Annotated in this window: 17 protein-coding genes; 12 read left to right on the top strand and 5 right to left on the bottom strand. The window is 71.7% G+C overall.

From position 1 onward, the window contains the following. Nucleotides 1-121 precede the first annotated feature (121 nt). Nucleotides 122-940 carry a hypothetical protein gene (locus WMF42_RS26750; RefSeq protein ID WP_437685588.1) on the top strand — a complete coding sequence of 273 codons (819 nt, stop codon included), beginning with the start codon at nucleotides 122-124 and terminating at the stop codon, nucleotides 938-940. A 448-nt stretch (nucleotides 941-1,388) separates the two neighbouring features. After that, nucleotides 1,389-3,836 (top strand): family 43 glycosylhydrolase, encoded by a 2,448-nt coding sequence (locus WMF42_RS26745; protein ID WP_437685586.1) that lies wholly within the window; start codon nucleotides 1,389-1,391, stop codon nucleotides 3,834-3,836. Nucleotides 3,837-4,082: 246 nt separating this feature from the next. Here WMF42_RS26745 and WMF42_RS26740 read toward each other — a convergent pair whose 3' ends face one another. The 3 genes from WMF42_RS26740 to WMF42_RS26730 form a co-directional block, all read right to left on the bottom strand. Next, nucleotides 4,083-4,853, bottom strand: a complete 771-nt coding sequence (locus WMF42_RS26740) for a YsnF/AvaK domain-containing protein (protein ID WP_437685584.1) — start codon at nucleotides 4,851-4,853, stop codon at nucleotides 4,083-4,085. Nucleotides 4,854-4,957: 104 nt separating this feature from the next. After that, complete coding sequence (locus WMF42_RS26735; RefSeq protein WP_061612274.1) at nucleotides 4,958-5,359, bottom strand: YsnF/AvaK domain-containing protein; 402 nt, start codon at nucleotides 5,357-5,359, stop codon at nucleotides 4,958-4,960. A gap of 522 nt (nucleotides 5,360-5,881) precedes the next feature. Further along, a complete protein-coding gene (locus WMF42_RS26730; protein ID WP_437685582.1) occupies nucleotides 5,882-6,487 on the bottom strand; it encodes a hypothetical protein in 606 nt (201 codons plus the stop codon). Between the two features lie 341 nt (nucleotides 6,488-6,828). On the opposite strand from WMF42_RS26730, the gene WMF42_RS26725 reads away from it, so the two are divergent. The 3 genes from WMF42_RS26725 to WMF42_RS26715 are packed head-to-tail and all read left to right on the top strand — an operon-like array spanning nucleotide 6,829 to nucleotide 10,506. After that, nucleotides 6,829-7,818 carry a hypothetical protein gene (locus WMF42_RS26725; protein WP_437685580.1) on the top strand — a complete coding sequence of 330 codons (990 nt, stop codon included), beginning with the start codon at nucleotides 6,829-6,831 and terminating at the stop codon, nucleotides 7,816-7,818. Then, a complete protein-coding gene (locus WMF42_RS26720; protein ID WP_437685579.1) occupies nucleotides 7,815-8,684 on the top strand; it encodes a S8 family peptidase in 870 nt (289 codons plus the stop codon). The genes WMF42_RS26725 and WMF42_RS26720 overlap by 4 nt, the downstream gene beginning before the upstream one ends. Then, a complete protein-coding gene (locus WMF42_RS26715; protein WP_437685577.1) occupies nucleotides 8,671-10,506 on the top strand; it encodes a hypothetical protein in 1,836 nt (611 codons plus the stop codon). Before WMF42_RS26720 ends, WMF42_RS26715 begins: the two co-directional genes overlap by 14 nt. A 461-nt stretch (nucleotides 10,507-10,967) precedes the next feature. Here WMF42_RS26715 and WMF42_RS26710 read toward each other — a convergent pair whose 3' ends face one another. Continuing rightward, the gene (locus WMF42_RS26710) at nucleotides 10,968-11,888 is read right to left on the bottom strand and encodes a transposase (RefSeq protein ID WP_081426181.1); all 921 of its coding nucleotides are present in this window, start codon (nucleotides 11,886-11,888) and stop codon (nucleotides 10,968-10,970) included. 774 nt (nucleotides 11,889-12,662) lie between these two features. Here WMF42_RS26710 and WMF42_RS26705 point away from each other — a divergent pair. Continuing rightward, entirely contained in the window at nucleotides 12,663-13,490 is an 828-nt protein-coding gene (locus WMF42_RS26705) for a hypothetical protein (protein ID WP_437685575.1), read from the top strand. A 21-nt stretch (nucleotides 13,491-13,511) separates the two neighbouring features. Here WMF42_RS26705 and WMF42_RS26700 read toward each other — a convergent pair whose 3' ends face one another. Further along, complete coding sequence (locus tag WMF42_RS26700) at nucleotides 13,512-14,582, bottom strand: GDSL-type esterase/lipase family protein (protein ID WP_437685573.1); 1,071 nt, start codon at nucleotides 14,580-14,582, stop codon at nucleotides 13,512-13,514. Between the two features lie 661 nt (nucleotides 14,583-15,243). Here WMF42_RS26700 and WMF42_RS26695 point away from each other — a divergent pair. The 6 genes from WMF42_RS26695 (at nucleotide 15,244) to WMF42_RS26670 (ending at nucleotide 21,910) form a co-directional block, all read left to right on the top strand. After that, entirely contained in the window at nucleotides 15,244-16,485 is a 1,242-nt protein-coding gene (locus WMF42_RS26695) for an enolase C-terminal domain-like protein (RefSeq protein WP_061605481.1), read from the top strand. Beyond that, nucleotides 16,482-17,600 carry a hypothetical protein gene (locus WMF42_RS26690; RefSeq protein ID WP_437685572.1) on the top strand — a complete coding sequence of 373 codons (1,119 nt, stop codon included), beginning with the start codon at nucleotides 16,482-16,484 and terminating at the stop codon, nucleotides 17,598-17,600. Before WMF42_RS26695 ends, WMF42_RS26690 begins: the two co-directional genes overlap by 4 nt. Next, nucleotides 17,597-18,370, top strand: a complete 774-nt coding sequence (locus WMF42_RS26685) for an SDR family NAD(P)-dependent oxidoreductase (protein WP_437685570.1) — start codon at nucleotides 17,597-17,599, stop codon at nucleotides 18,368-18,370. The genes WMF42_RS26690 and WMF42_RS26685 overlap by 4 nt, the downstream gene beginning before the upstream one ends. Then, entirely contained in the window at nucleotides 18,367-20,031 is a 1,665-nt protein-coding gene (locus tag WMF42_RS26680; protein WP_437685568.1) for an MFS transporter, read from the top strand. Before WMF42_RS26685 ends, WMF42_RS26680 begins: the two co-directional genes overlap by 4 nt. 107 nt (nucleotides 20,032-20,138) lie before the next feature. Beyond that, a complete protein-coding gene (locus WMF42_RS26675) occupies nucleotides 20,139-21,236 on the top strand; it encodes a sugar kinase (RefSeq protein WP_061605477.1) in 1,098 nt (365 codons plus the stop codon). A 32-nt stretch (nucleotides 21,237-21,268) separates the two neighbouring features. After that, complete coding sequence (locus WMF42_RS26670) at nucleotides 21,269-21,910, top strand: bifunctional 4-hydroxy-2-oxoglutarate aldolase/2-dehydro-3-deoxy-phosphogluconate aldolase (RefSeq protein WP_434041404.1); 642 nt, start codon at nucleotides 21,269-21,271, stop codon at nucleotides 21,908-21,910. The last annotated feature ends 85 nt before the right edge of the window (nucleotides 21,911-21,995 follow it).

The raw sequence follows: 21,995 nt of genomic DNA, 5'->3' as shown, positions 1-21,995 counted from the left end.
GGTCACGGGGGTTGACACGGGTGGGGGCTCCGGTGCTCTCTGTGCACCGACCAGGATGGGATCGAAGCCGGGCAATCCGTTTGGAGGGCGACCGGGGCACAGACCCCCGCATCCGGCCACGGTGGTGCAGCAGCGCCCGGCGATCGACGGCGAGCCGCGACGACCGCCGCACCCGGCCACCGTCGCGCAGCGGCGCCCGGATCCCGCGGCGCTCGCGGAGCCTCCCGCGGCGGGGGCGAGGCCGGCGGTTCGACCTCCGCACCCGGCGACGGCGGCGCGGGCCACGGGGTCGGCGGGAGCCATTCAGCGCGCGACGCCGTCCACCGCCGAGCCCCGCCTCATCACCAAAGCGATCCTGGCGATCCTGTCCGATTCGCTCCTCGCCGCGGGCCTCATCGCCGCGCTCGAGAAGCACCTTGGCAAGGGGAAGCTGGTCGTCGTCGAGGACGATCTCGGATCCCTGGCGGTGAGGGGCGACGCGGACATGGCTCTCCCGTACGTGGTACGCGTGAACTCCCGGCAAAACAGGCTCGTTCAGGCGATCACCGCCGCGCACGAGATGGTCCACCTCCTCCAGTATGCGACGGGCCAGATCACCAAGCACAGCACCACGGGCGACACAGTCCTGGCCGAGATCCCGGCGAAGTGCGCCGAGTCGGTCGTGTACTTCGAGCTGCTCGACATGGAGCGGGAGACCTATCCGACCCTCCTCGCGCAGCAGCAGATGCTCCTCGATGTCACCCGGGACGACGCGTTCCGGACCGTCTTCGAGCCGGACGCATTCTTGCTCCAACAATACAAGATCTACTATCCCAAGCACACCCGGCTCGCTTGCAAATACAGCGATGCTGCCATCAGGAACATGATGGAGCAGAGCCCGTTCTGGGCCGAGGTGACGGGGTACCTCAAGGAGGCGAAGGACGCCTGCCCGATCGTTTGATCTCCGGCGCCCACGCCCCGCGCTGCGCTGAGCGAGCCCAGCCTCGTTCGGCGGCCTCGTGCGCGGCCTGCTCATCCGCGCCGGCGGGCTCCTGTTCGCGATGGTGGCGTGCGGCGCAGCGCATCTCCTCGTGACGATGCTGCCCGCTGTGGACCCGCGCTGGCGGGAGATGGACCGGCGGCCGTCCCCCGCGGCGGCGCCCGACCCGGCTTGCCTGGAACCGGCTGTCCGGGAGGCCGCCGAGATCTCCTGCCGAGGAGACGGTCCTCCACCGGCTGGTGCGGCACGCTCGGACGTGCGGCCGGGGGCGCGAGGGAAATTGACACCCGTCGTGTGAACGTTCACAGTGGCCCGCGCTCGCCCTTTCGATCGGAAGACTGCGCGGGTCGTCATGCGCACCCGCCCGAGGTCCCTGTCGCCGGGATTGGCGGCCAGAATGACTCAGGACATGACCATGAGAAAACACAGCGCTTTCATCACGGCGATGATTCTGATCGGGCCCCTGCCCATGTCCTGCGGAGGGGATGAGCAGCTATCGCCCCTGGAATATCCCCTGACCATCGAGGCGACGGGGGACGGGACGACCGATCCTCCGCCTGGAACCTACCTGCACAGGGCTGGCGCCGTTGTGACCGTGACCGCCAGACCCGCGCCGAGCGCCGACTTCACGGGATGGAGCGGGGCCGCGAGCGAGGCGGGCGACGTCGTGGAGATCAAGGTGGACGGGAGCAAGACGCTGACCGCCGCCTTCGAGACAGCGAGCTGGCCGGGCGAGCCCCAGTCCACCTACCTCAACCCGATCCTGCCCGGCGATCACCCGGACATGAACATCTACATCGAGGGGGACGATTTCTACATCACCGGCTCCAGCTTCAACATCTCACCCTACGTCGAGATCCTTCACTCGCGGGACCTCCTCCGCTGGGAGCGCGTGTCGCGCGTCGTCGATCCGGCGTGGTCCGGCCTGGAGGCGTCGACCTCCGCGGGGGGCGGGACGTGGGGCGGCTTCATCGTCAAGGTCGCGGCCGGCTACAGGGTCTACTTCGCCGTCAACTTCAACCAGTACTTCGCGGAGGCCGAGAGCCTGGCGGGGCCCTGGGGAGAGCCCGTCCACGTGGAGCCTGTGGGCCCCTACACGCCGCCCGGAGAGGACCCGGAGCTCGTCTCGTTCGACCGCGGGACAGGCTACGACGACTCGGTGTTCGTCGACGACGACGGGACTACGTACCTGGTCGTGAAGGCGGGGCAGTGCAAATGGAATGGAGTGACGGGCGGCGAGGTGAACAACTTCGGCGTCAACCTGCTCCAGAAGATCGATCCCGAGACCGGACAGCTCAGCGGCGAGTCGATCGATCTCAGCTTCGTCAACTGGGACGTGGAGAACGGCGGGTGCGGTGATCCCGCGACCGACCCCGACAGCGCTGTCGAGGAGAACTGGGCCGAGGGGCCCACCATGACGAAGCGAAACGGCTTCTACTATTACTTCGATTCGACCCACACGGGGTGCGGCGGCGAGCAGTACGGGTGGCGCTCGGCCACGCTGAGCAGCGACCCCGAGGACTGGACGCCGCTCGGCAGCGTCCTCAAGGGAGAGGCCCCGTTCAGCGGCGCGCAGCACAGCACCGCGCCGTTCCAGATCGCCGACGGCACGTGGTGGGTCTTCTCCCACTCGTACGAGTGCGACAACAACCGGCGTGGTCTGGGCCGGCAGGGGTTGCTCAGCCAGGTGACATGGATCGACGACGCGAGCGGCGCCGGGGTCCCTGTCGTTAACGGTCGCCTGGGCGAGCCGGCGCCGGCGCCGGCGCTGCCGCCCAGCGACATCCCGTTCCTGCTGCCCGTCAACGACGACTTCACCGGGGACGAGCTCGCGCCGGCCTGGACTTTCTACGGCAACATGCCGTCCGATCGCACCTCGGTCACCGACCGCGCCGGGTGGCTCCGGCTCAAGCCGGCGGCGGACGAGACGCGGTGGGCGATCCAGAAGGACGCGCTGCACGCCAAGGCGATGGTCGTGAGGATGGACTTCGCCCCCGAAGCGGACGGCGAGGCGGCTGGCGTTCGCCTGGGCAACGCCGTCCCGGAGCAGGATCTCACGACGTTCCCGACGTGGATGCACCCCATCAGCCAGGAGGTGTCGGTGGCGCGCGTCCGGGCGGACGGAGAGGACCGGATCCGCTTCTCGTTCCGGTCGGTCGTCCCCGTCCCCAACGCCGACGAGAGCGCCTATGAAGCGGTGGACGCGACAGAGATCAGCTTCGATGCCCCGGCGCCGGCCGAGCGCACCCTCTGGCTGAAGCTTGTGCACGGCGAGGACCACGAGGCCACCGGCTGGTTCAGCACGGACCGCCTGACCTGGACCCAGGTGGGCGAGCCGATCGACATCAGCGCGCTCGAGGACTACGATACAGTCAACAACGGCTGGGTCGGCAGCCAGGCCGGCGTCTTTGCCAGCAACGCGAGCGCTGACTTCGACCTGTTCACGTACCGCGACGGCTTCACCGCGATAGCGGCCGCGGAGCTGGACCAGGAGTCCGGCACCGAGGTCGTGTCGAGCCCGTCGGCGGGGCCGGTGCTGGGCGGCCTGGAGGACGGCGACTGGGCCATGTACGGCAGCGTCGATCTGGGCAGCGGCGGCGTGGCGTCGACCGAGATCGAGCTGCAGGCCTCCAGCGCGAAGGGCGGCGCCGTCGAGGTATGGCTCGACCCGCTGGCGGGCGGCCGCCGCGTCGCGACCTGCGATATCCCGGCCACCGGCGGCTGGGAGACCTGGACGACCGTGACGTGCAAGGTGAGCGCCGCCGGCTCCCACGAGGTCTACCTGAGGGCAAAGGGCGGCTCGGGTGAGCTGCTGCGCCTCGCGTCGCTCCGCTTCGTGCCCGGGAAGAACGAATGAGCGGCCCCGGCGGGACCGGGGCCGACATCCCCTTCCGCCGCGAGGGCAGGCCGCGACGCCGGGGCGCGGGAGCTATGTGAACGCTCACACGATCTCCACGGGGGCGAAGCGCTCCGCCGCGCCCTGAACAGGTCGCGCATGCCGTGGGCGCCCTGGAGACGCCAGAAGGCGCCGGGAGCAGCGAGCCCACGGCGCCTCCTGTCTTCTCGGTCCCGTTCGCGCTCGGCGCTGCTGAGGACCGCCGCGCTACGCCTTGCCGGAGACCTTGTCCCAGGCGTGGCGCACGGCCGACTTCATCTGCTCCCAGGTGCCGGGGTTGCGCTCTTCCCACGCCTTGCCCGCTTCCATCTCGATGGTCGACCAGTCGTGTCCCCTGAAGTTCTGGGACGTCCCGAGCTGGTAGCCGAACAGGTAGGCCGGGGCGACCTGCTCGTAGGCATAGCCGTGCTTGGAGTACGCGCCGGCCTGGTAGTGATTCCGGAACTCGGCGTCGTACTGCTCGTAGCCTCTCATCCCGTTGCTGCGCTGGGTCGCGCTGACCGGCTCGACGTGGACCTCCGTGTGGCGCAGCGTCTCGCGGATCTGCTCGGCCCTCTGCGTCACCGCCTTGCTGACGACGACCTCCTCGATCACGCGCGCCTTCTTCGCGACGACGGCCTCCTCGTCGGTCTCGACGAGCTCCACCGTGCCGGCCTGGAAGCTGTCGAGCGCCGACGGCTGGACCGGCCGGTCCACGGGGTGCCGCTCGACGTGGACGTGCTCCTCGCGCAGCGTCACGTCTCGCTCGACAGGCTGCTCGACCAGGCGGCTCGATACGCGGACGCCCCCGCGGTTCACCTCGCGCTTGCCGACCTGGAGCTCCTCCTCGATCACCGGGACGGCGACCTGCTCCTGCAGGACGTCGGCCCGGATCTCGCTGGTCTTCGCTGTCGAGGCGGCGTTCCTGGTCGTCTGCTGCGACTTGCTGATCTGCTGAGAGCGCTGGGACGGGGACACGGATCGTTCGCTGTTGTTCATGATGACCTCCATGCTTCACGGCCTCATCGGCCATGTTCACCTCGCGCCTGGCGCGAGGTGGGGTTTGCCGTTCAGGGCCCATGACGCCGGGCCCGAAAAAACTGTCACGCTCCGTCGCCTTCGCGTGGCGGCACGCGCTCGACCCGGACGTCCTCGCTCCGGAGCGTGACGTGCACCGGCGGGCTCGGTTCGACCGAGCGGACCCGGGTGATGCGGAGCTCTTCCTTGAGCACCAGGCGCTTCTCGATGACGAGCACCTCCTCGACCACCGGGACGATCAGGGTGTCGCCCTCCTGGCGGGTCGCCGGCGGTTCGGTCACCACCTGATCGATCGCGACGCGCTCCACGAAGACGCGCTCGCGCGCGAGCGGCTCCTCGATCTCCTCGACCCGCTCGCGGACCTCCTTGGTGATGCGCACGCGTCCTGACTCGACGGTGCGCTTCTTCACCTCCAGCTCCTGCGCGACGACAGGCACGATGAGCTCGTCGATGATTTCCGGTTCCATCTTGGAGGGTTCTTGTCGGCTGCTCGAGTTCTGCACGATGCCCCGGTGCGCGCTCCTCGGAGCGCAGTCGGTCTCGCTGGAGCGATCTCCGCGAGCGCTGCCTGTCAGAGCACGGTCCGGGCCAACGGCCGTTCATGGGCGGCTGGCCGTGTCGCGAAGCGCGATCGCTCGCGCATCGGCGCCATCGCGCGAGGCAACGCGCCACAGGCGAGCTACAAATGGTGTTTACAAATAGCGTGTTGCCGCGGATCGAGGCAGCGGGGGCGATGGCCAGAAGGCCACACGTGAGACAGCAACGCGGTTCGGCTCAGGGCATATCGCGCGGACGCTCGTCCGCTCGGAGGGCGCTGGGCTGTGTTGCGGTTGTGTCCGGCTCTCCAGCGCAGGGGCCGCTCGCTCGTCTGCCGATCGGCTCTGCCTGCGGAGGTTGCCCGCCCGCACGGGCATCACGACATGCAGGCACAGATCGCTTGTCTGTCGGGTCTCAAGGACCGCGGAGGGAGCGCGCTTGCCTGTCGGGCCTCACGGCTCGATGGGGCCGCTCGCCTGGACCGTGTGGCGGGCGAGGTCCTCCGTGCTGCCCGTGGGCTGGGACGCAGCTTCCGGTACGTCCGGCGCGATGCCGAGCGGGCGGCCGGCGAGCCCCTGCGCGAGGTACACGAGGATGGATACGGTCCCCCAGGCGAGCGCGAGCGCGACGCCCGCGTCGACGATCGCGCGGTACGGCGGGGGCATCTGCCGCACGAGCAGGATGAGCGCCACGATGCCCGCGATGAGCGCCCACGTCGCGATCAGCCGGCGGCGCGTCGCGTGGAGGAGCGCCATGCAGTAGAGCGGCGCCAGCGCGACGTGGAGCGGCCGCCGGTGCTCCGCGAGGTGGAGCGCGCGCGCGACGACCCGCGGCGAGAAGCGCTGCTGAAAGCCCCTGTATCCCTCGAAATAGATGATCACGACCGTCCACGCGGCCAGCAGGATGAGCTGGCCCGTGGTGAATGCATGCGTTGTCAGGATGCGAACAGCCAGCGTGCCGAGGCGATAGATGGCCTCGACCAGGACGGCCACGACGCCGAGGACACCCCACAGCACGACGGCGAGGCGGCGCCGCCGCTCTCGGAGAGGCGGGCTCATCGCGCCCGCGCCGGGGCGAGGGCCTTCATGGCCGTGGACCGCGGCCCTTGCGCCGCGCGCGCGGACAATCGCCTCGGACGGTGCGCGGGGCAGCCGGAAAGCCGCATGCCCTTGCATGCTAGGAGAGGGGCGCAGCACGTCAACCGGAACCTCGCGTCGCGGCCGGAGGGCATCTTGCGGGGCGGGCTCCGGTCGTCGCGGCTCTCGGCGGGGCGGCGGGTGTCTGGCTCTCGGCGGGCGGCGCGGGCGTCATGGCGGCGGGCGGCGGGCGGCGGGCGGTGGGCGGCGCGGGCGTCATGGCGGTTCGCTCCGGCGCGCTCCGGAGGTAGCATCGCGGCCCCATGCCGCTCGCCGATCGCTCCGCGCCGGGCGTACCGCCCGCCCCGGGGCGGGCCGTCGCGCCCCTCCCGCACGCGCTGCGCTCGCCGCTCGCCCCGTTCACCGCGCGCCTGCGCGACCTGCTCTCGACCGTCGAGTCGGCGGCGCTCCTCGGCGCTGTCGAGGCGCGCGTGCGCGGGCTCGGCGAGCACCTGCGCTTCGCCTGCCTCGCTGTGCCGTGCTCGGAGGCGCTCGTGGCGCTCGAGATGGAGGCGCTCGGGCGGCTCACGGTCCCCGTCGTCGCCGACGCGGCCGGCTTCCGCCCCTCGGGCGCGGAGTTCCCGCCGAGCGGCACCCCGTTCGCGTACCTGCTCGGCGGCGGCGGCGGGCACGCGGTGGCGCTGTCCCACGACGACCCGATGATCGCGCCGCTCCGGCCGCTCCTGGCTTTCTCGCCGGCGGCCGCGATCTTCGTGCCGATCCGCGTCGGCGCGGCGACGGTGGGCGGCGCCGCGCTCTTCTCCCGGGACGCGCCGCTCGGAGGGCGGGAGCTCGACATGGCCGAGCGGCTCGCCGAGGTCCTCGCGCTCACCGTGGAGTCGTTCCGCACCGAGCGCGTCGTCTTCGAGCTCTTCGCGCGCGCCATGCCCGACCTGCTCGCGCAGGCGCCAGGTCAGGCGGCGGCGAGCGCGGCCGAGCCGGCCCGGGAAGGGGCCGGTCCGGCGGCGCGAGAAGGAGCGGCCCCGCCGGCCCCGGGAGGGGCGCCCCCGCCGGCCCCGGGAGGGGCGGCTCCGCCGCCGACCTCGCTCCGCGCCGCGCTCGAGCGGCACATCCATGCGCTCCGCCTCACGCCCGAGTACCGCCGGCGCCTGGAGCTCGCGGCGGTGGTGGGGCGGCTCGCCGAGCGCGGCGAGGCCGAGGCCCGCCTCGCGCTCGACCTGCTCGCGCGGATCGACGCTTACGCGGGCGGCGCGCACGGGCTGCCCGGGGACGGGGAGGGGAGCGCGGCGTGACCGAGGCCTCTCCGGCAGGACCGGGCGGCGAGGAAGGCGAGGCCTCGCGCCCGATGGAGCGCCGCGGCGCCGGCGTGCGGGTCGCGCTGATCGACTCCGGCGTCGACGCGTCGCACCCGGCGCTGCGGGCCGCGGCGCTGCGGCACGTCGCGCTGATCCGGCGCGGCGCCGCGCACGAGGTGGAGCCGTGCGCGCCGGGCGACGTCAGCGGGCACGGGACCGCCTGCGCGGGCATCGTCCACCGCATGGCGCGTGGGGCGGAGATCACGAGCGTCCGCGCGCTCGGCGAGGACGGGCGGTGCTCGCGCGACGGGCTGATCGCCGCGCTGCGCTTCTGCGTCCGCGAGCGCTTCTCGGTGGTCAACCTGAGCCTCGGCATCGATATCCCGAAGGGCGCGCCGCTCCGCCCCGGCGACCATCGGTCGCTCGTCGAGCTCTACGAGGTCGCGGACGCCGCCTACACGGCGGAGGTCGTGCTCGTGGCCGCCGGCCCGAACACGGCGGCGTTCCGCACGTATCCAGGGCGCTTCAAGTCGCTGATCGGCGTCGGCCGGGGGCCTTTCCGTGACCCCGAGGCGCTCCGGAGCGAGCTCACGCTGGACCATGAGATCCTCGCGCCCGGCGACGAGGTGCTCGCGCCCGCGCTTGGCGGCGGCGAGCGGCGCTGGACCGGCACCTCGTTCGCGGCGCCCCACGTGACAGCGCATGTCGCCCGGATCCGCGCCGCGCGGCCAGAGCTGTCGATCGAGGCCGTGAAGGCGGCGCTGCACGCGCTCGCGCGCGGGGCGGGGCGGAGCGCGGGCGAGGGCGCGATGCGGGCCGACGAGGCCGCGGGGGAGCCGGAGGAGCGCTGTGCTCCCGCTTGACCCGCTGGACAGCGTGTCGCCTCTGCCGCGGCTGCTCCGCAGCGCGCCGGCCGCCGAGGTCCACGCGGAGCTCGACCGCCTCGAGGAGCTTCTCGACGCCGTCCGCGATCCTGCGGCGGCGCCTGCCGGGGGCGCGCTCCTCGCGGCCGCGCTCGGCTTCGGGCGGGGCGCGATCGCGCTGCGCGAGGGCGCGCTCGACGCCGCGGTCGTGCACCTCGACGGCGCCGCGGCCGCGTTCGACCGTGAGGGCGAGGCGGAGGCCCGGGATCTCGCGCGGTGCGAGGCGGCGCTCGCGCGCATGCGCCGCGACGCGCAGTCCGCCTGCGACGCAGCCGTGGTGGAGCTCGGCGCCATCGCGGCAGCGGGCGATCCCGGCCGGCGCGCTGCCGTCGTCGCCGACCATTACCGCGGGACGGCCGAGCGGCTCCTCGGCGACGCCGCGGCGGCGCAGCGCACGCTGCTGTCGGCCCTGCGCCGCTCGGAGCCGTTCCTCGGCGAGCGGGCGCAGATCCTGAATTCGCTCGGCACGCTGTACGTGGCCCTCGGCGCGTACGGCGCGGCCGAGGCGCTGCTCGAGCACGCCGCCGAGCTCCACCGGCGCCGCGGCGACGCCGTGGGCGAGGCGATCGCCTGCGGCCAGCTCGGCGCGGCGGCGCTCGGGCTCGGCGCCCTCGAGCGCGCCCGCGCCCCGCTCCAGCGGCAGGAGTGGCTCTGCGCGTGTCTAGGCGACGCTTTCGGCCGCGCCCGCGCGCTCACGTTCCTCTCGGAGCTCGCCCTCGAGCTCGGCCGCGCCGACGACGCGCTCGCGCTGGCGACCTGCGCCCGCGACGTCGCCGAGCGCGCGGCGCCGCCGCTCCGGACCTGGATCGCCTATGCCGCGCGGGCGATCGGGCGCGCGCGGCGAGACCTCGGCGATCCCGGCGCCGCGGCGGCGCTCGACGAGGCGGGGGCGATCTTTCGTGAGCTCGGGCACCCGCTCGGGGCGGCGCTCGCCGCCTGGGATCACGCCACGGCCGAGGCGCTGGCGCTCGGGGGGCCCGCGGTGCCGGTGGACTGGTTCGCCGCCGCCTGGGCGCTCGGCTCACTGGGGTTGCCCGCGCGGGTGGCCCAGCTCCTCCGCGAGCGCCTGGAGATCGAGGAGACCGCGCCGCCTCCGGAGAGGGGCGGCGGGCCGGCGCCGGACGGCGAGGCGCGCGAGCGGGCGCTCGCCGCGGCGGCGCAGACGTCGCCGCACGTCGCGGTGCAGCGCGAGGTCGAGCTCGTCTACGACCGGCCGGACGAGCTCGCCGGGATTGCCGTGCGGCGGACCGCGGCGAACCGCAACCTGGGTCGCCTCGCGGCGCTGACGCTCGCCCCACCGGGGCTCGCTGTCGCTGCGGTGGCGGCCTTGCGCCTCGGTACCCGCGGCCTCGCGCTGCCGCCCGAGCGCGCGGCGGCGGCCTGCGTCGCAGACCTGCCAGGGATCACGGTCTGGATCTGGCCGGCGAACACCGAGCCCCATGTCATCGGCCGCGACCTCGCCGCTCTCGGCGCGGCGCTCGGTGAGCTACCTCGCGCCGCGCTCGCGCTCGCACCAGCCGGGCGGGTGCTCTGCCCGCCCTTCGCAGGCGACGCTGGGGCCGAGCTGGAGGCGGTCGAGGTCGGCGCGTTGATTGCGCTGTCCGCCCGGCTCGCGATGGGCGAGCTGCACCTGGATCCGCGGCTCGGCTGGGACGGCGAGGCCTGCGCGAGCGTGGAGGCCCTGGGGTTCGCCGTCAGCCGGCCGGCCGGCCGCCCCGACCCGGGTTGGGCCGGCCGCCCCGGCCGCCCCGACCCGGGTTGAGGAGCCGACGAGGAGCCGACGAGGAGCCGCCCCGACCCGGGTTGAGCGCCGCCGACCCCGCCGCCGACCCGCCCCGACCCAGCCGTGGTTGAGCTATCCGGAGTTGAGATATCTGACCCAGGTTGAGCCGTCCGGAGCCGTCCGAGAGCTGAGGTAAGGTATCTGACCCAGGTTGAGCCGTCCGAGGTTGAGCCGTCCGCAGTTGCGACCGGTGGCGACCCGACCCGGGTTTGAGGTCCCGCTCGACCCGATTGCCCGCTGCTTGTCAAGCGCCTACAATAACTCGCTCATACGCTGCTTCGTACGCGCTCGAACCAGCCGAACCGATGCTCATCCTTCGCGCCGTCGTGTGAAGGATCTGTCGCCCGCTCCGCGCTTTGAAGACGAACGTTTCCCATTCCGACGCGTCGAATCCATCGCCCGCGGTTGCCCCCTGACTGTGTCGCGCCCCCGCGAAGTGTCTACATCGTGGGCACGATCTCGGTCACGTTCACGCCATGAAACGTGCGCATCCACCACGTCCCCGAGGGGAATACCACGCTGCGCACGCCGGCGCACCACCGCTCGAGCGCTGCGTGATACGACGCGCGAAATGCTCGTACAGCGGCACCAGCGATTCGCCATGCGTCACCCTGCTCACGACCGACCGCGAACGTCGGATTGCGATCGCGCAGTGTCTCGAAGCTCGTGGCACGCTCGTAGGGGGAGATCGAGCTGACTCGCGCGACGCCCAAGAAACCGAGTCCCTGCCGCTGCCTCTCCGCATGCGCGTCAGCTTCCTGTCTCTCGAGCTCGGCGGCGACATCACGACGAAAGCGCTCAGCGCCGTCGTGCTCGATGCCGGGCGGCAGTGCGAGCGGGAGCGTCACTGCGTCCGGCCACTGTGGATTCTCCGGGTCGAGGTACGCCGCTGGGCGCGCCGCGCGCAGCAGGCCCTGACCGAGCTCGCCCGCATCCACCTTGGCGCCCGGCCACTCGCGCGCATGCCGGACGAGGCCGGCGGCTACAGGATTCGCGATGACGTAGGCGATCTTTTCCACCACTGCCGCTCGTGTAAGCAGCCGCACCACGCTGGTGGCTTCGTGATCCCATACCGGCCCGTCCCATTTACGGAGCACTTTCGTGCCGAGAGCGACGATGCGATGGAAAAATTGCAGAAAGCGAGGGAGGACGCCATTCACATCGGTCACGACGAGGTGCAGATGCGTTGACATTGCGCAGAGCGCGTGGACTTCGATGCCGTAGCGGCGGGTCGAGACTGCGAGTGCGTAAACCAGGAGCTGGGTGATGGCCGCATCGGGGCGGAGGAGGAAATGTCGTCGCACGACGCGACGGGTGATGAGGTAGGTAGCGCCTGGAGCGATCTCGCGGGGGTGGCTCATGGCCGCCGTACACTGACAAACTCCGTGCCGGGGGTTGTGGCGAGTAATTTCGAGGAGTTGCCATGCGCCTTGGGTGGCGGCCACCAGCCAATCCGTCACTGCCTTTGCTCCTCGTGCTACCCGAACTTGCGTTGCTCCCCCTGCTGCTACCCGAACTTGAGTCGCGTTGCAGACAAACGCTGTGCCGCGGTCATGGCGAATAATTCCGAGGATTTATCACGCTCTGTGGGTGGCGGCCGCCATGTGATCCGCCTGTACCTGTGCGACTCTCCTGCCCCGACCAGAGGTGTGTCGTGCCGTGGGTGGCGGCCGCCAGGCGGAACGTGTTCCGCCAGTACCGGCGCGACCTCGGTAGTCGGGTGACCTCAACCTGAGTCGGTTGGTTCTGACCTGAGTCGGTTGGTTCTGGTTACCTCAACCTGAGTTGGGGTGACCTTGGAGTCGGTTGGTTCGCCCCAACCTGAGTCGGTTGGTTGCCAACCTGAGTCGGTTGGTTCTCGAGCCACGCAAGAGCCCGTCATGCTTACGAATCTGCTTCAATCTTGAGTCGGTTGGTTCTCGAGCCACGCAAGAGCCCGTCATGCTTACGAATCTGCTTCAATCTTCCGCCGTGGCTACCGGCCCAGTCACCGCCCTCACCAGCGAATTGACCCCTGGCCTTGCCGGTGAGAGGGCGATGGCGCGGCTTCGCCGGCTGCTGGCGAGCGCGCGCGGCCACGGGCGCCCTTCGGGTCTGGACTGATGATGCAAGCTTCCCTGGAAGGAGTACGAGACATGCTGAGGCAACTGGCGACGAACATCCTTTTCCTCGCGCTCGCGGCGGCTGGTCCCGTCGCGTGCACGGGCTCGGGCGACAGCCCTGCGGACCTCGGCGGCAGCAGCGTCGCGAGCGGGAGCGGCGGCGCTGCTGCCGCCGGCGGACAGACCTCGGCCAGCGGCGGCGCCGGCGGCGACGGCGCTGCGGGCGGCAACTCGGAGGGGAGCGGTGGCGCGGCCCCTGGTGGCGCCGGCGGCACCGGCACCGGCGGCACCGGCGGCACCGGCGGCACCGGCGGCACCGGCGGCACCGGCGGCGCCGCCGGCACCGGCGGTGAGGAAACCGGCTGCGTCGGGATGGGCGGAATCACCTACGCGCTCGCGACGGTGCCCACGCCGACGGCGGAGCAGCAGTCCGCGTACGACATGATCACGAGCGCCATGGATGAAGCGCTGTCGTACTACAACTGCCACACGAGCATCGAGAAGAGCCTGCGGGTGTCCTTCGAGCCGTCGGTCGCGACGGCCGACGGCAACGTCAACGGCTCCATCCGGTTCGGCGCGCTCAGCTCCATGAACCACATCACCGCCATGCACGAGATCGCGCACACGGTGGGGGTCGGCAGCAGGGAGTTCGGTGCCCTGGTGGTGGACGGCATCTTCACGGGCGCGAAGGCGACCAGCCAGCTCAGGGCCATCACCGGGAACGACGCCGACCTCGTGCACGCGGACGCCCAGCATTTCTGGCCCTACGGCCTCAATTACACGAGCGAGGTCAAGACAACGGACGACCTCGTGAACCACTGCAAGATCGTGGCCGCCATCCGCGAGGACATCGGCCTCTGAGCCCGCCCCGCGGGCGCGGCCTCACTCGAGGTACGCCGCCAGTCCGATCGCCTGATCGCGGATGGCCCCGGCCACGAGCCCCGCGATCTGCGCCGCGCCGGAGCGCGCGAAGTGCGTGTGATCATCGCAGAAGAACTCGCCGACGGGCCCGCTGGTCGTCGCGCTCACGTCGCCCCCGGGGACAGGGCAGAAGCCCAGGGCGTTGTACAGCGCGACGCTGCGCTCGTGGAGGTCGATCACCGGCACGCCGTACTCCGCGCCCGCCTCCTGCGTCGCCGTCACGTAGCCGCCGCGCGTCCCCCGCGCCGTGCTGCCGTCGCAGGCGATCGCGCTCACGGGCGTCACGAATACCGGCTTCGCGCCCCGCTCCTTGGCCGCGCGGGCCATCATTCCATAGCTGCTCTTGAAGGCGTCGAGCCCCACGTGCCTGTCGCAGGTGCGCGAGCCGTCGTTGATGCCGAACTGGATGAACAGGTAGTCGCCCGTCTTCATGTCGTCGAGCATCCGGACCCACCGGTCCTGCAGCACCGGCTCGCCGCTCGCGTCGCGGTCGAGCTCGCACTCCCCGGCGCTGTCCATCGCGGTCTTCACATAGTACAGCCAGGTGCGCACGCTCCGGCCGCCGACGGCGCTGTTCACCACGGTGACGCGATCGTCGAAGAGCGCGGCGAACGAGCCGCCCCAGCCCGCCGGACAGGGGGTCTGCCCGTTGGCGACCGTGGAGTCGCCCGCGATCCAGATCGTGATGTCCTGCAGCGGCCCCATCCCGCCCGACCCGCCACCACCGCTGCCAGCCACGCTGGCCGACCCCGCCGAACCCCCCGCCCCGCCGGCCGCTTCACCGTCGTTCCCCCCGCCCTCACCCCCGGCAGCCCCCGACGAGGTCGAGGCGCCGCTCGCCCCCGCCGTCGAACTGCTCGGTCCAGGCTGCGCGCCTCCGCCCGTTCCCCCCGCTCCGGCGTCGACACCGCTCCCGGGCGCCTCCGGACCTGCGTTGCAGGCCACGGTGAGCGCCGCGATCTGGGCCACCCAGACGACGAGCCGAGGCGCGGAAAAATGTGCGGTGAATCGAGGGGGCCAGGGCATCTGCATGGGGGTTCTCCGGTCGCGAGGGCAGCACGAGATCATCCGTCAGGCGCAGGGCGCCACGAACGCGAGAGCGATGGCGAGGCCCGGCGGGCGTGCCGGCGGTGAGTGAGCGCGGCTCACATCCCTAGTGCCGGCTCGCCGTCCCGATCAATCACGACGAGCGCCTTTTTTGATCCACGGCCGCCGGCCGGGAGGCGCTCCAATACGCTCGCCGAACTTTTGAAACTCCAGCGAAACGGTGCGGCGCAGCGTCGTCGACGAGGCGTCAGCATCCGCGCCCCTCGGAGCGCGACGCGTGATCAGTTCACCAGGGTCTGGGAATTCCTGGGCGCCGTACGTAAGACGTTGTGCGTGCGAGCCCGTTGAAATTTTGCAGCCACCGCTCGCGTCCCCGCGAGGCGCAGCAGATCGAGCGGGGACGGACCGAGGCAGGTTGTCGCTGCCGACCGGGATGCTTTTGTCGGTGCACACAGGAGCGCTGAAGACGGGTTGATGCCCTGGCGGGAAAGCCGGTCGCTGGGTCGCATCGACAAGGAAGGCCGCCGCGCATCCGTCGGTGACTCATGTAGTGATGGTTGCAATTCCGAGCGATTGATGTCTTTGGTGTCCGCGAAGGCCGGGGCGTCGGACGCCGGCAGCCCGGATCCCTGGAGTGCCGTCCTGCATGAGAATCGTTGATATCCGCGCCACCACCGTCACCGTGCCGCTCGAGGCGCCCCTGCGCCACGCGAACGGCTGTCACTGGGGCCGCTTCGTGCGCACGATCGTCGAGGTCGAGGCCGATAGCGGCCTCATCGGCCTCGGCGAGATGGGCGGCGGCGGCGAGTCGGCCGAGGCCGTGTTCCGCGCGATGAAGGCCTACCTCGTCGGCCACGACCCCGCCCGCCTCGAGGAGATGCGGTTCAAGATCGCGAACCCGACGGCCTCCCTCTACAACAACCGCACCCAGATCCTCGCCGCCCTCGAGTTCGCCTGCCTCGACCTGATCGGGCAGGCCTGGGGCGTGCCGGTCCACGACGTCCTTGGCGGCAAGCTCCAGGACGAAGTCCCCTTTGCCTCCTACCTCTTCTTCCGGTATCCGAACGCCGACGGCTCGGGCGAGGTGCGCACGCCGGAGCAGCTCGCCGACGAGGCGAGGGCGCTGAAGAAGAAGCACGGGTTCACCTCCCACAAGCTCAAGGGCGGCGTGTTCCACCCCGATGTCGAGCTCGAGTGCTACCGCGCCGTGGCCGAGGCCGTCGGGGGTGACCGTATCCGCTTCGATCCGAACGCCGTCTGGTCGACGGAGCAGGGCATCCGCTTCGGCCAGGCGATCGAGCACCTCAACAACGATTACCTGGAAGACCCCGTCTTCGGCCTGCACGCGATGCGGCGCACCCGCGAGAAGGTGCGGATGCCGCTCGCCACCAACACCGTCGTCGTCAACTTCGAGCAGCTCGCCGCCAACGTGCTGGACACGGCTGTGGACGTCATCCTGCTCGACACGACGTTCTGGGGCGGCATCCGGCCCTGCGTGAAGGCGGCCGGCATCTGCGATACGTTCGGCCTCGGCGTCGCCGTCCACTCCTCGGGCGAGCTCGGCGTGCAGCTCGCGACGATGCTCCACCTCGGCGCCGTCATCCCGAACCTCTCGTTCGCCGCCGACGCGCACTACCACCACCTGAAAGACGACGTGATCCGCGGAGGCCCGCTCCCCTACAAGAACGGCCGCATCCGCGTCCCCGAGGGCCCCGGCCTTGGCGTCCGCCTCGATCGCGACAAGCTCGCCCACTACGCCGAGGAATACAGGCGCCTGGGCTCGTATCCCTACGACAAGGACCCGCTTCGCCCGGCCTGGTGCGCCACCGTGCCGAACGAGCGCTGGGCCGATCCGAACGACGACCGTACCCCCGAGGTGCCGAGATGACCCTCGCCGAGCGCGTGGCCAAGGCGGTCGACGCCGCGCCCATCATCGATCTGCACACCCACCTGTTCGCGCCCGGGTTCGGCGCGCTGAACCTCTGGGGCGTCGACGAGCTCCTGACCTACCATTACCTCGTCGCAGAGACCCTGCGCGCCGAGCCGAAGGTCACGCCCGAGGCGTTCTTCGTCCGCGACAAGGCCGCGCAGGCCGACCTCGTGTGGGACGCGCTCTTCGTCCGCCGCTCGCCGCTGTCCGAGGCCGCCGCGGGCGTCGCGACCGTCCTCGACGCGTTCGGCCTCGACCCCGCCGCGCCGGACCTGCGCGAAGCGCGCGCCTTCTTCGCCGCGCGCCGGGTCGAGGACCACGTGGACGACGTGCTGCGCCTCGCCGGGGTGAGCGCGCTCGCGATGACGAACGATCCGACCGACCCCGCCGAGCGCGCCGTCTGGGAGGCGGGCGCCGGGGCCGATCCGCGGTTCTACGCGGCGCTGCGCCTCGATCGCCTCGTCTCGTCGAACGACCTCGCCTCCGAGCTCGAGCGCTGGATCGCCCGCATGCGGCCGCGCTACCTCGCGATCTCCGTCAACGAGGTCTCGGCCCCGCCCCGGGCCGTGCTGGACGCGTGCCGCGAGCACGACCTGCCGTTCGCGATGATGATCGGCGTCCGGCGCGCGGTGAACCCCCGCCTCGGCGTGGCCGGCGACGGCGTGAGCACCGCCGATCTGGTCCCGCTCGAGCGGCTCGCCGCCGAGAACCCCGACGTCCGCTTCCTCGTCACGACGCTCGCGCGCGAGAACACGCACGGCCTCTGCGTCGTGGCGCGCAAGTTCGCCAACGTCCTCCCGTTCGGCTGCTGGTGGTTCATGAACAACCCGAGCCTGATCGAGGAGACCACCATGATGCGCCTGGAGATGCTCGGGCCGACCTTCGTGCCCCAGCACTCCGACGCGCGCGTCCTCGATCAGCTCGTCTACAAATGGCGTCACTCGCGGCGGTCGATCGCCCGCGCGCTGACGCGACGCTATGAGGCGATGCCCGTCCCGCCGACCGACGCGCAGATCCAGCGCGACGCGCGGGCGCTCATGGGCGGCATCGCCGGGGAATGGCTGGGAGCATGACGACCCTCTTCGATATCGCGGGCCGCACGGCCGTCGTTGTCGGTGGCACCTCCGGGATCGGGCGCGCGATCGCCCTCGGCCTCGCCGAAGCTGGGGTCCACACCGTCGCCTCCGGCACCCGCGCGGACCGGGCGAAGGCGGTCACCAAGGAGATCCGCGCCCGGGGCGTCCGCTCGGTCGAGGCGACGTGCGACGTCGGCGACAGGGCGTCGATCGACGCCCTGCGCGACAGCGTCGTCCAGGCGCTCGGCGGCGTCGACATCCTCGTCAACTGCGCCGGCCGCACCTTCCGCAAGCCGACGGCGGAGGTCGCCGACGCCGAGTGGAGCAGCCTGCTCGACACGAACGTCACCGGCATGCTGCGCGCCTGCCAGTCGTTCCACGGCCCCCTCAAGGAGAGCGGCCGGGGCCGCATCGTCAACATCGCCTCGCTGTCGAGCTTCGTCGCGTTCCACGAGGTCGCGGCCTACGGCGCGTCGAAGGCGGCCGTGCTGGCGCTGACGAAGAGCCTCGGGGCCGAGTGGGCCAGGGACGGCATCCGCACGAACGCCATCGTGCCGGGCGTCTTCGTGACCGACCTCAACCGCGCCCTCCTCGAGGGCACCCCGCGCGGGCAGGAGCTGCTCACCCGCACGCCCCTCGGCCGCTTCGGCGAGGCCATCGAGCTGATCGGCGCTGCCCTCTTCCTCTGCTCCGACGCTGTCAGCTTCATCACCGGCACCAGCATCGCAGTCGACGGCGGTTTCCTCGCCTCTGGAGTCAACCAATGACCGCCGCGTCCCCCGCAGCCCCGGCGAGCGCCGGCGCCATGACCCGCGTCCGCTGGACGGTCTGCGCGCTCCTCTTCTTCGCGACGACGATCAACTACCTCGACAGGCAGCTCTTCTCGCTGCTCGTCCCGTTCTTCGAGAACGACCTGCGCCTCGGGCCGACGGATCTCGCGCTCATCAACGTGAGCTTCCTGCTCGCCTACGGCTTCGGCATGGTGTTCGTGGGGCGCTGGATCGACCGCGTCGGCACCCGCAAGGGGCTCGGCCTGACGTTCCTGCTCTGGAACATCGCTTCCGCCGCCCACGCCTTCGTCGGCAGCTTCGGCGGCTTCGCCGCGATCCGCTTCCTGCTCGGGGTCGGCGAGGCGGGCAACTTCCCGTCCGCCGTGCGCACCGTCGCCGAGTGGTTCCCCAAGAAGGAGCGGGCGCTCGCGACAGGGCTGTTCAACTGCGGCTCGAACGTGGGCGCCATCCTCGCCCCGCTCCTCGCGATCCGCATCGCGGAGGCGTACGGCTGGCGCGCCTGCTTCCTCACCCTCGGCGGCGTCGGCGTCGTGTGGATCCTCTTCTGGACGCGTCTCTACCGGCGCCCCGAGGAGCACCCGAAGGTCTCGCCCGAGGAGCTCGCGCACATCCGCTCCGACGCGAAGGAGTCGACCGAGCCCCTCGGCGTCGGCGAGGTGTTCGGGATGCGGCCCGTCTACGCGATCGCGATGGCGAAGTTCTTCACCGACGCGCCGTGGTGGTTCTACCTCACCTGGCTGCCGAAGTTCCTCGTCAGCGAGTTCAAGCTGACGCCGACGTTCATGGCCTACGCGATCCCCGTCGTGTTCATCGTCGCCGACGCCGGCGCGATCGGCGGCGGCTGGCTCTCCTCGAGGCTCATCGCGAGCGGCCGCTCCGTCGGCACGTCGCGCAAGCTCGCGATGCTCGCCTGCGCGCTCGCCGCGGTGCCCGTCATGGCCGTCGGGCTGCTCGTCGACGTCCCGACCGTCGCGGGCATCCCGTCGGTGTACGTCGCTGTCGCGATCCTCTCGCTCGCCGCGGCGGCGCACCAGGGCTGGAGCAGCAACCTCTACACGCTCGTCTCCGACACCCTCCCTCGCCCCGCCATGGCGACGGTGGTCGGCATCAAGACGGCGTTCGGCGTCGTCGGCGGCGCGCTCTTCCAGATCTTCGTGGCCCGCTCGCTCACGCTCACCGGCTCGTACACCCTGCCGTTCATGCTCGCCGGGAGCCTGTACCTCGTCGGGCTGCTCGCGCTGCACCTCCTGCTGCCGCGGGTCGAGCCGGTCACGCCGAAGCGGCGCGTGCCGCAGGTGGTCATCATCGCCGGCGGCCTGGCGATGCTCGCCGGCATCGCCGCGACGCAGTTCACCCTCAACGCGCCCCCGTACGCCTCCGTCGCCGGCTACCGCGAGACGCGGCCCGCCCAGCTCAGCGCGACGGGCGCGCCGACCGAGGGCCCGGGCGCCCGCGTGGGCTGGATGGAGGCGCGCTGGTACTTCTGGCCGACGGCCGCGGGGATCAAGGCCGAGCTCGTCAAGTTCGACCGCGATGGCCGGCCGATCGTCGAGACCCGCGGCGCCGGCGCCAAGGGCTACACCGGCCCGTCCGCCGCCGAGGTCGAGGCGGCCCGCGCGTCCGGGGATGCCCTATGATCGCCGCCCCCGGGATGCGCTATCGCCGCTCCAGGGCCCCGGCGGTCCCGGGAGCTCTCCTCGTGGAACAAGCCTTTCAGCGCGCTCTGCGCCCCACTCGATAAGCCATGTCCTTTACGCTCCGCGATCCTGCCACGTGCCGCTGGGACCTCGTCTCCCTCGGCGAGGTCATGCTGCGCCTCGACCCAGGCGACGGCCGCATCTCGACGACCCGCACCTTCAACGCGTGGGAGGGCGGCGGCGAGTACAACGTCGCCCGCGGCCTCCGCCGCTGCTTCCGCCTCAGGTCGGCCGTCGTGACCGCCCTCGCGGACAACCCCGTCGGCCGCCTCCTCGAGGATCTCATGCTGCAGGGCGGCGTGGACCTCTCGCTCGTGCGCTGGGTGCCGCACGACGGCGTGGGGCGGACCGTGCGCAACGGCCTGAACTTCACGGAGCGGGGCTTCGGCATCCGCGGCGCTGTCGGCGCCTCCGACCGCGGCCACACGGCGGCGTCCCAGCTCAAGCCCGGCGACGTCGACTGGGACGCGATCTTCGGCCGCGACGGCGCGCGGTGGTTCCACACAGGCGGCATCTTCGCCGCCCTCTCCGAGACCACGCCGGGCGTGGCGAAGGAGGCCATGGAGGCGGCGCGCCGGCACGGCGCCGTCGTCTCCTACGATCTCAACTACCGCCCGTCGCTCTGGAAGTCGATCGGCGGCCAGGCCCGCGCGCAGGAGGTCAACCGCGCGCTCGCGCCGTACGTCGACGTGATGCTGGGCAACGAGGAGGACTTCACCGCGGCCCTCGGCTTCGAGGTGGAGGACCTCGACGACGCGCACGCCAACCTCAGCGTCGGCGCGTTCGAGGCGATGATCCAGCGCGTCATCGCGGCGTTCCCCAACATCCAGGCCGTCGCGACAACCCTGCGCGTGGCGACCTCGGCGACGCGCAACGACTGGGGCGCGGTGCTGTACCAGGGCGGCCAGCTCTACCAGGCGCCGCAGCGCAAGGACCTGGATATCTACGACCGCGTGGGCGGCGGCGACTCGTTCGCCTCGGGCCTGATCTACGGCTTCCTCCTGGGCAAGGGGCCGCAGTGGTCTGTCGACTGCGGCGCGGCGCACGGCGCGCTCGCGATGACGACGCCCGGCGACACGACGATGGCGACCCTCGACGAGGTGCTCAAGGCGATGAAGATGGGAACGGCGCGGGTGGATCGATGAGCGAAACGGTGCGTGGAGAGGCGCGTGGAACGATGAGCAAGCAGGACGTGCTCGGCTGGATCGAGCGCACGCGCGTCGTCCCCGTCGTGCGCGCGGGCTCGGCCGAGGAGGCGCTCCAAGCGGTCGAGGCGCTCCTCGAGGGCGGCATCGACGTGCTCGAGATCACGATGACCGTGCCCGGCGCGGTGGAGGTCATGCGTGAGGTGGCCGCGCTCCACGGGGCGCGGGCGCTCGTCGGCGCGGGCACGGTGCTCGACGCCCGCACCGCCGAGGCGTGCGTCGAGGCCGGGGCGCGCTTCGTCGTCAGCCCCGCGCTGGACGTGCCGACGGCGCAGGCGTGCCGCGCGATGAACATCGTCCACGCCCCGGGCGCGCTCACGCCCACCGAGGTCGTGGCGGCGCACCGGGCGGGCGGCGACGTCGTGAAGGTGTTCCCCTGCGACGCGCTCGGCGGCCCCTCGTACCTCAAGGCGCTCAAGGCGCCTCTGCCGCACATCCCGCTCATGCCCACCGGCGGCGCCACGCTGCAGAACATCGGCGCCTTCCTCGCCGCGGGCGCGGTGGCGGTCGGCGTCGGCGGCAACCTCGTCGATCTCAAGCTCCTGCGCGAGGGGCGGCGCGAGGAGCTCGTCGCCCGCGCCCGCGCGTTCCGCGACGCGTGCCGCCCGACGTGAAGCGCGCCTAGGAGGCGCAATCACCGCCCGTCGTTCCCACCCCGGCCTGCGCCGCCGGGGAAGCCTGACCTGCGCCCGCGGCACG

Origin of the sequence: Sorangium sp. So ce176 (assembly GCF_051519835.1) — a bacterium.
Classification (GTDB): domain Bacteria; phylum Myxococcota_A; class Polyangia; order Polyangiales; family Polyangiaceae; genus Sorangium; species Sorangium cellulosum_G.
The sequence above is the reverse complement of the archived record's forward strand: the minus strand, read 5'-3'. Positions and strand labels throughout refer to the sequence as shown.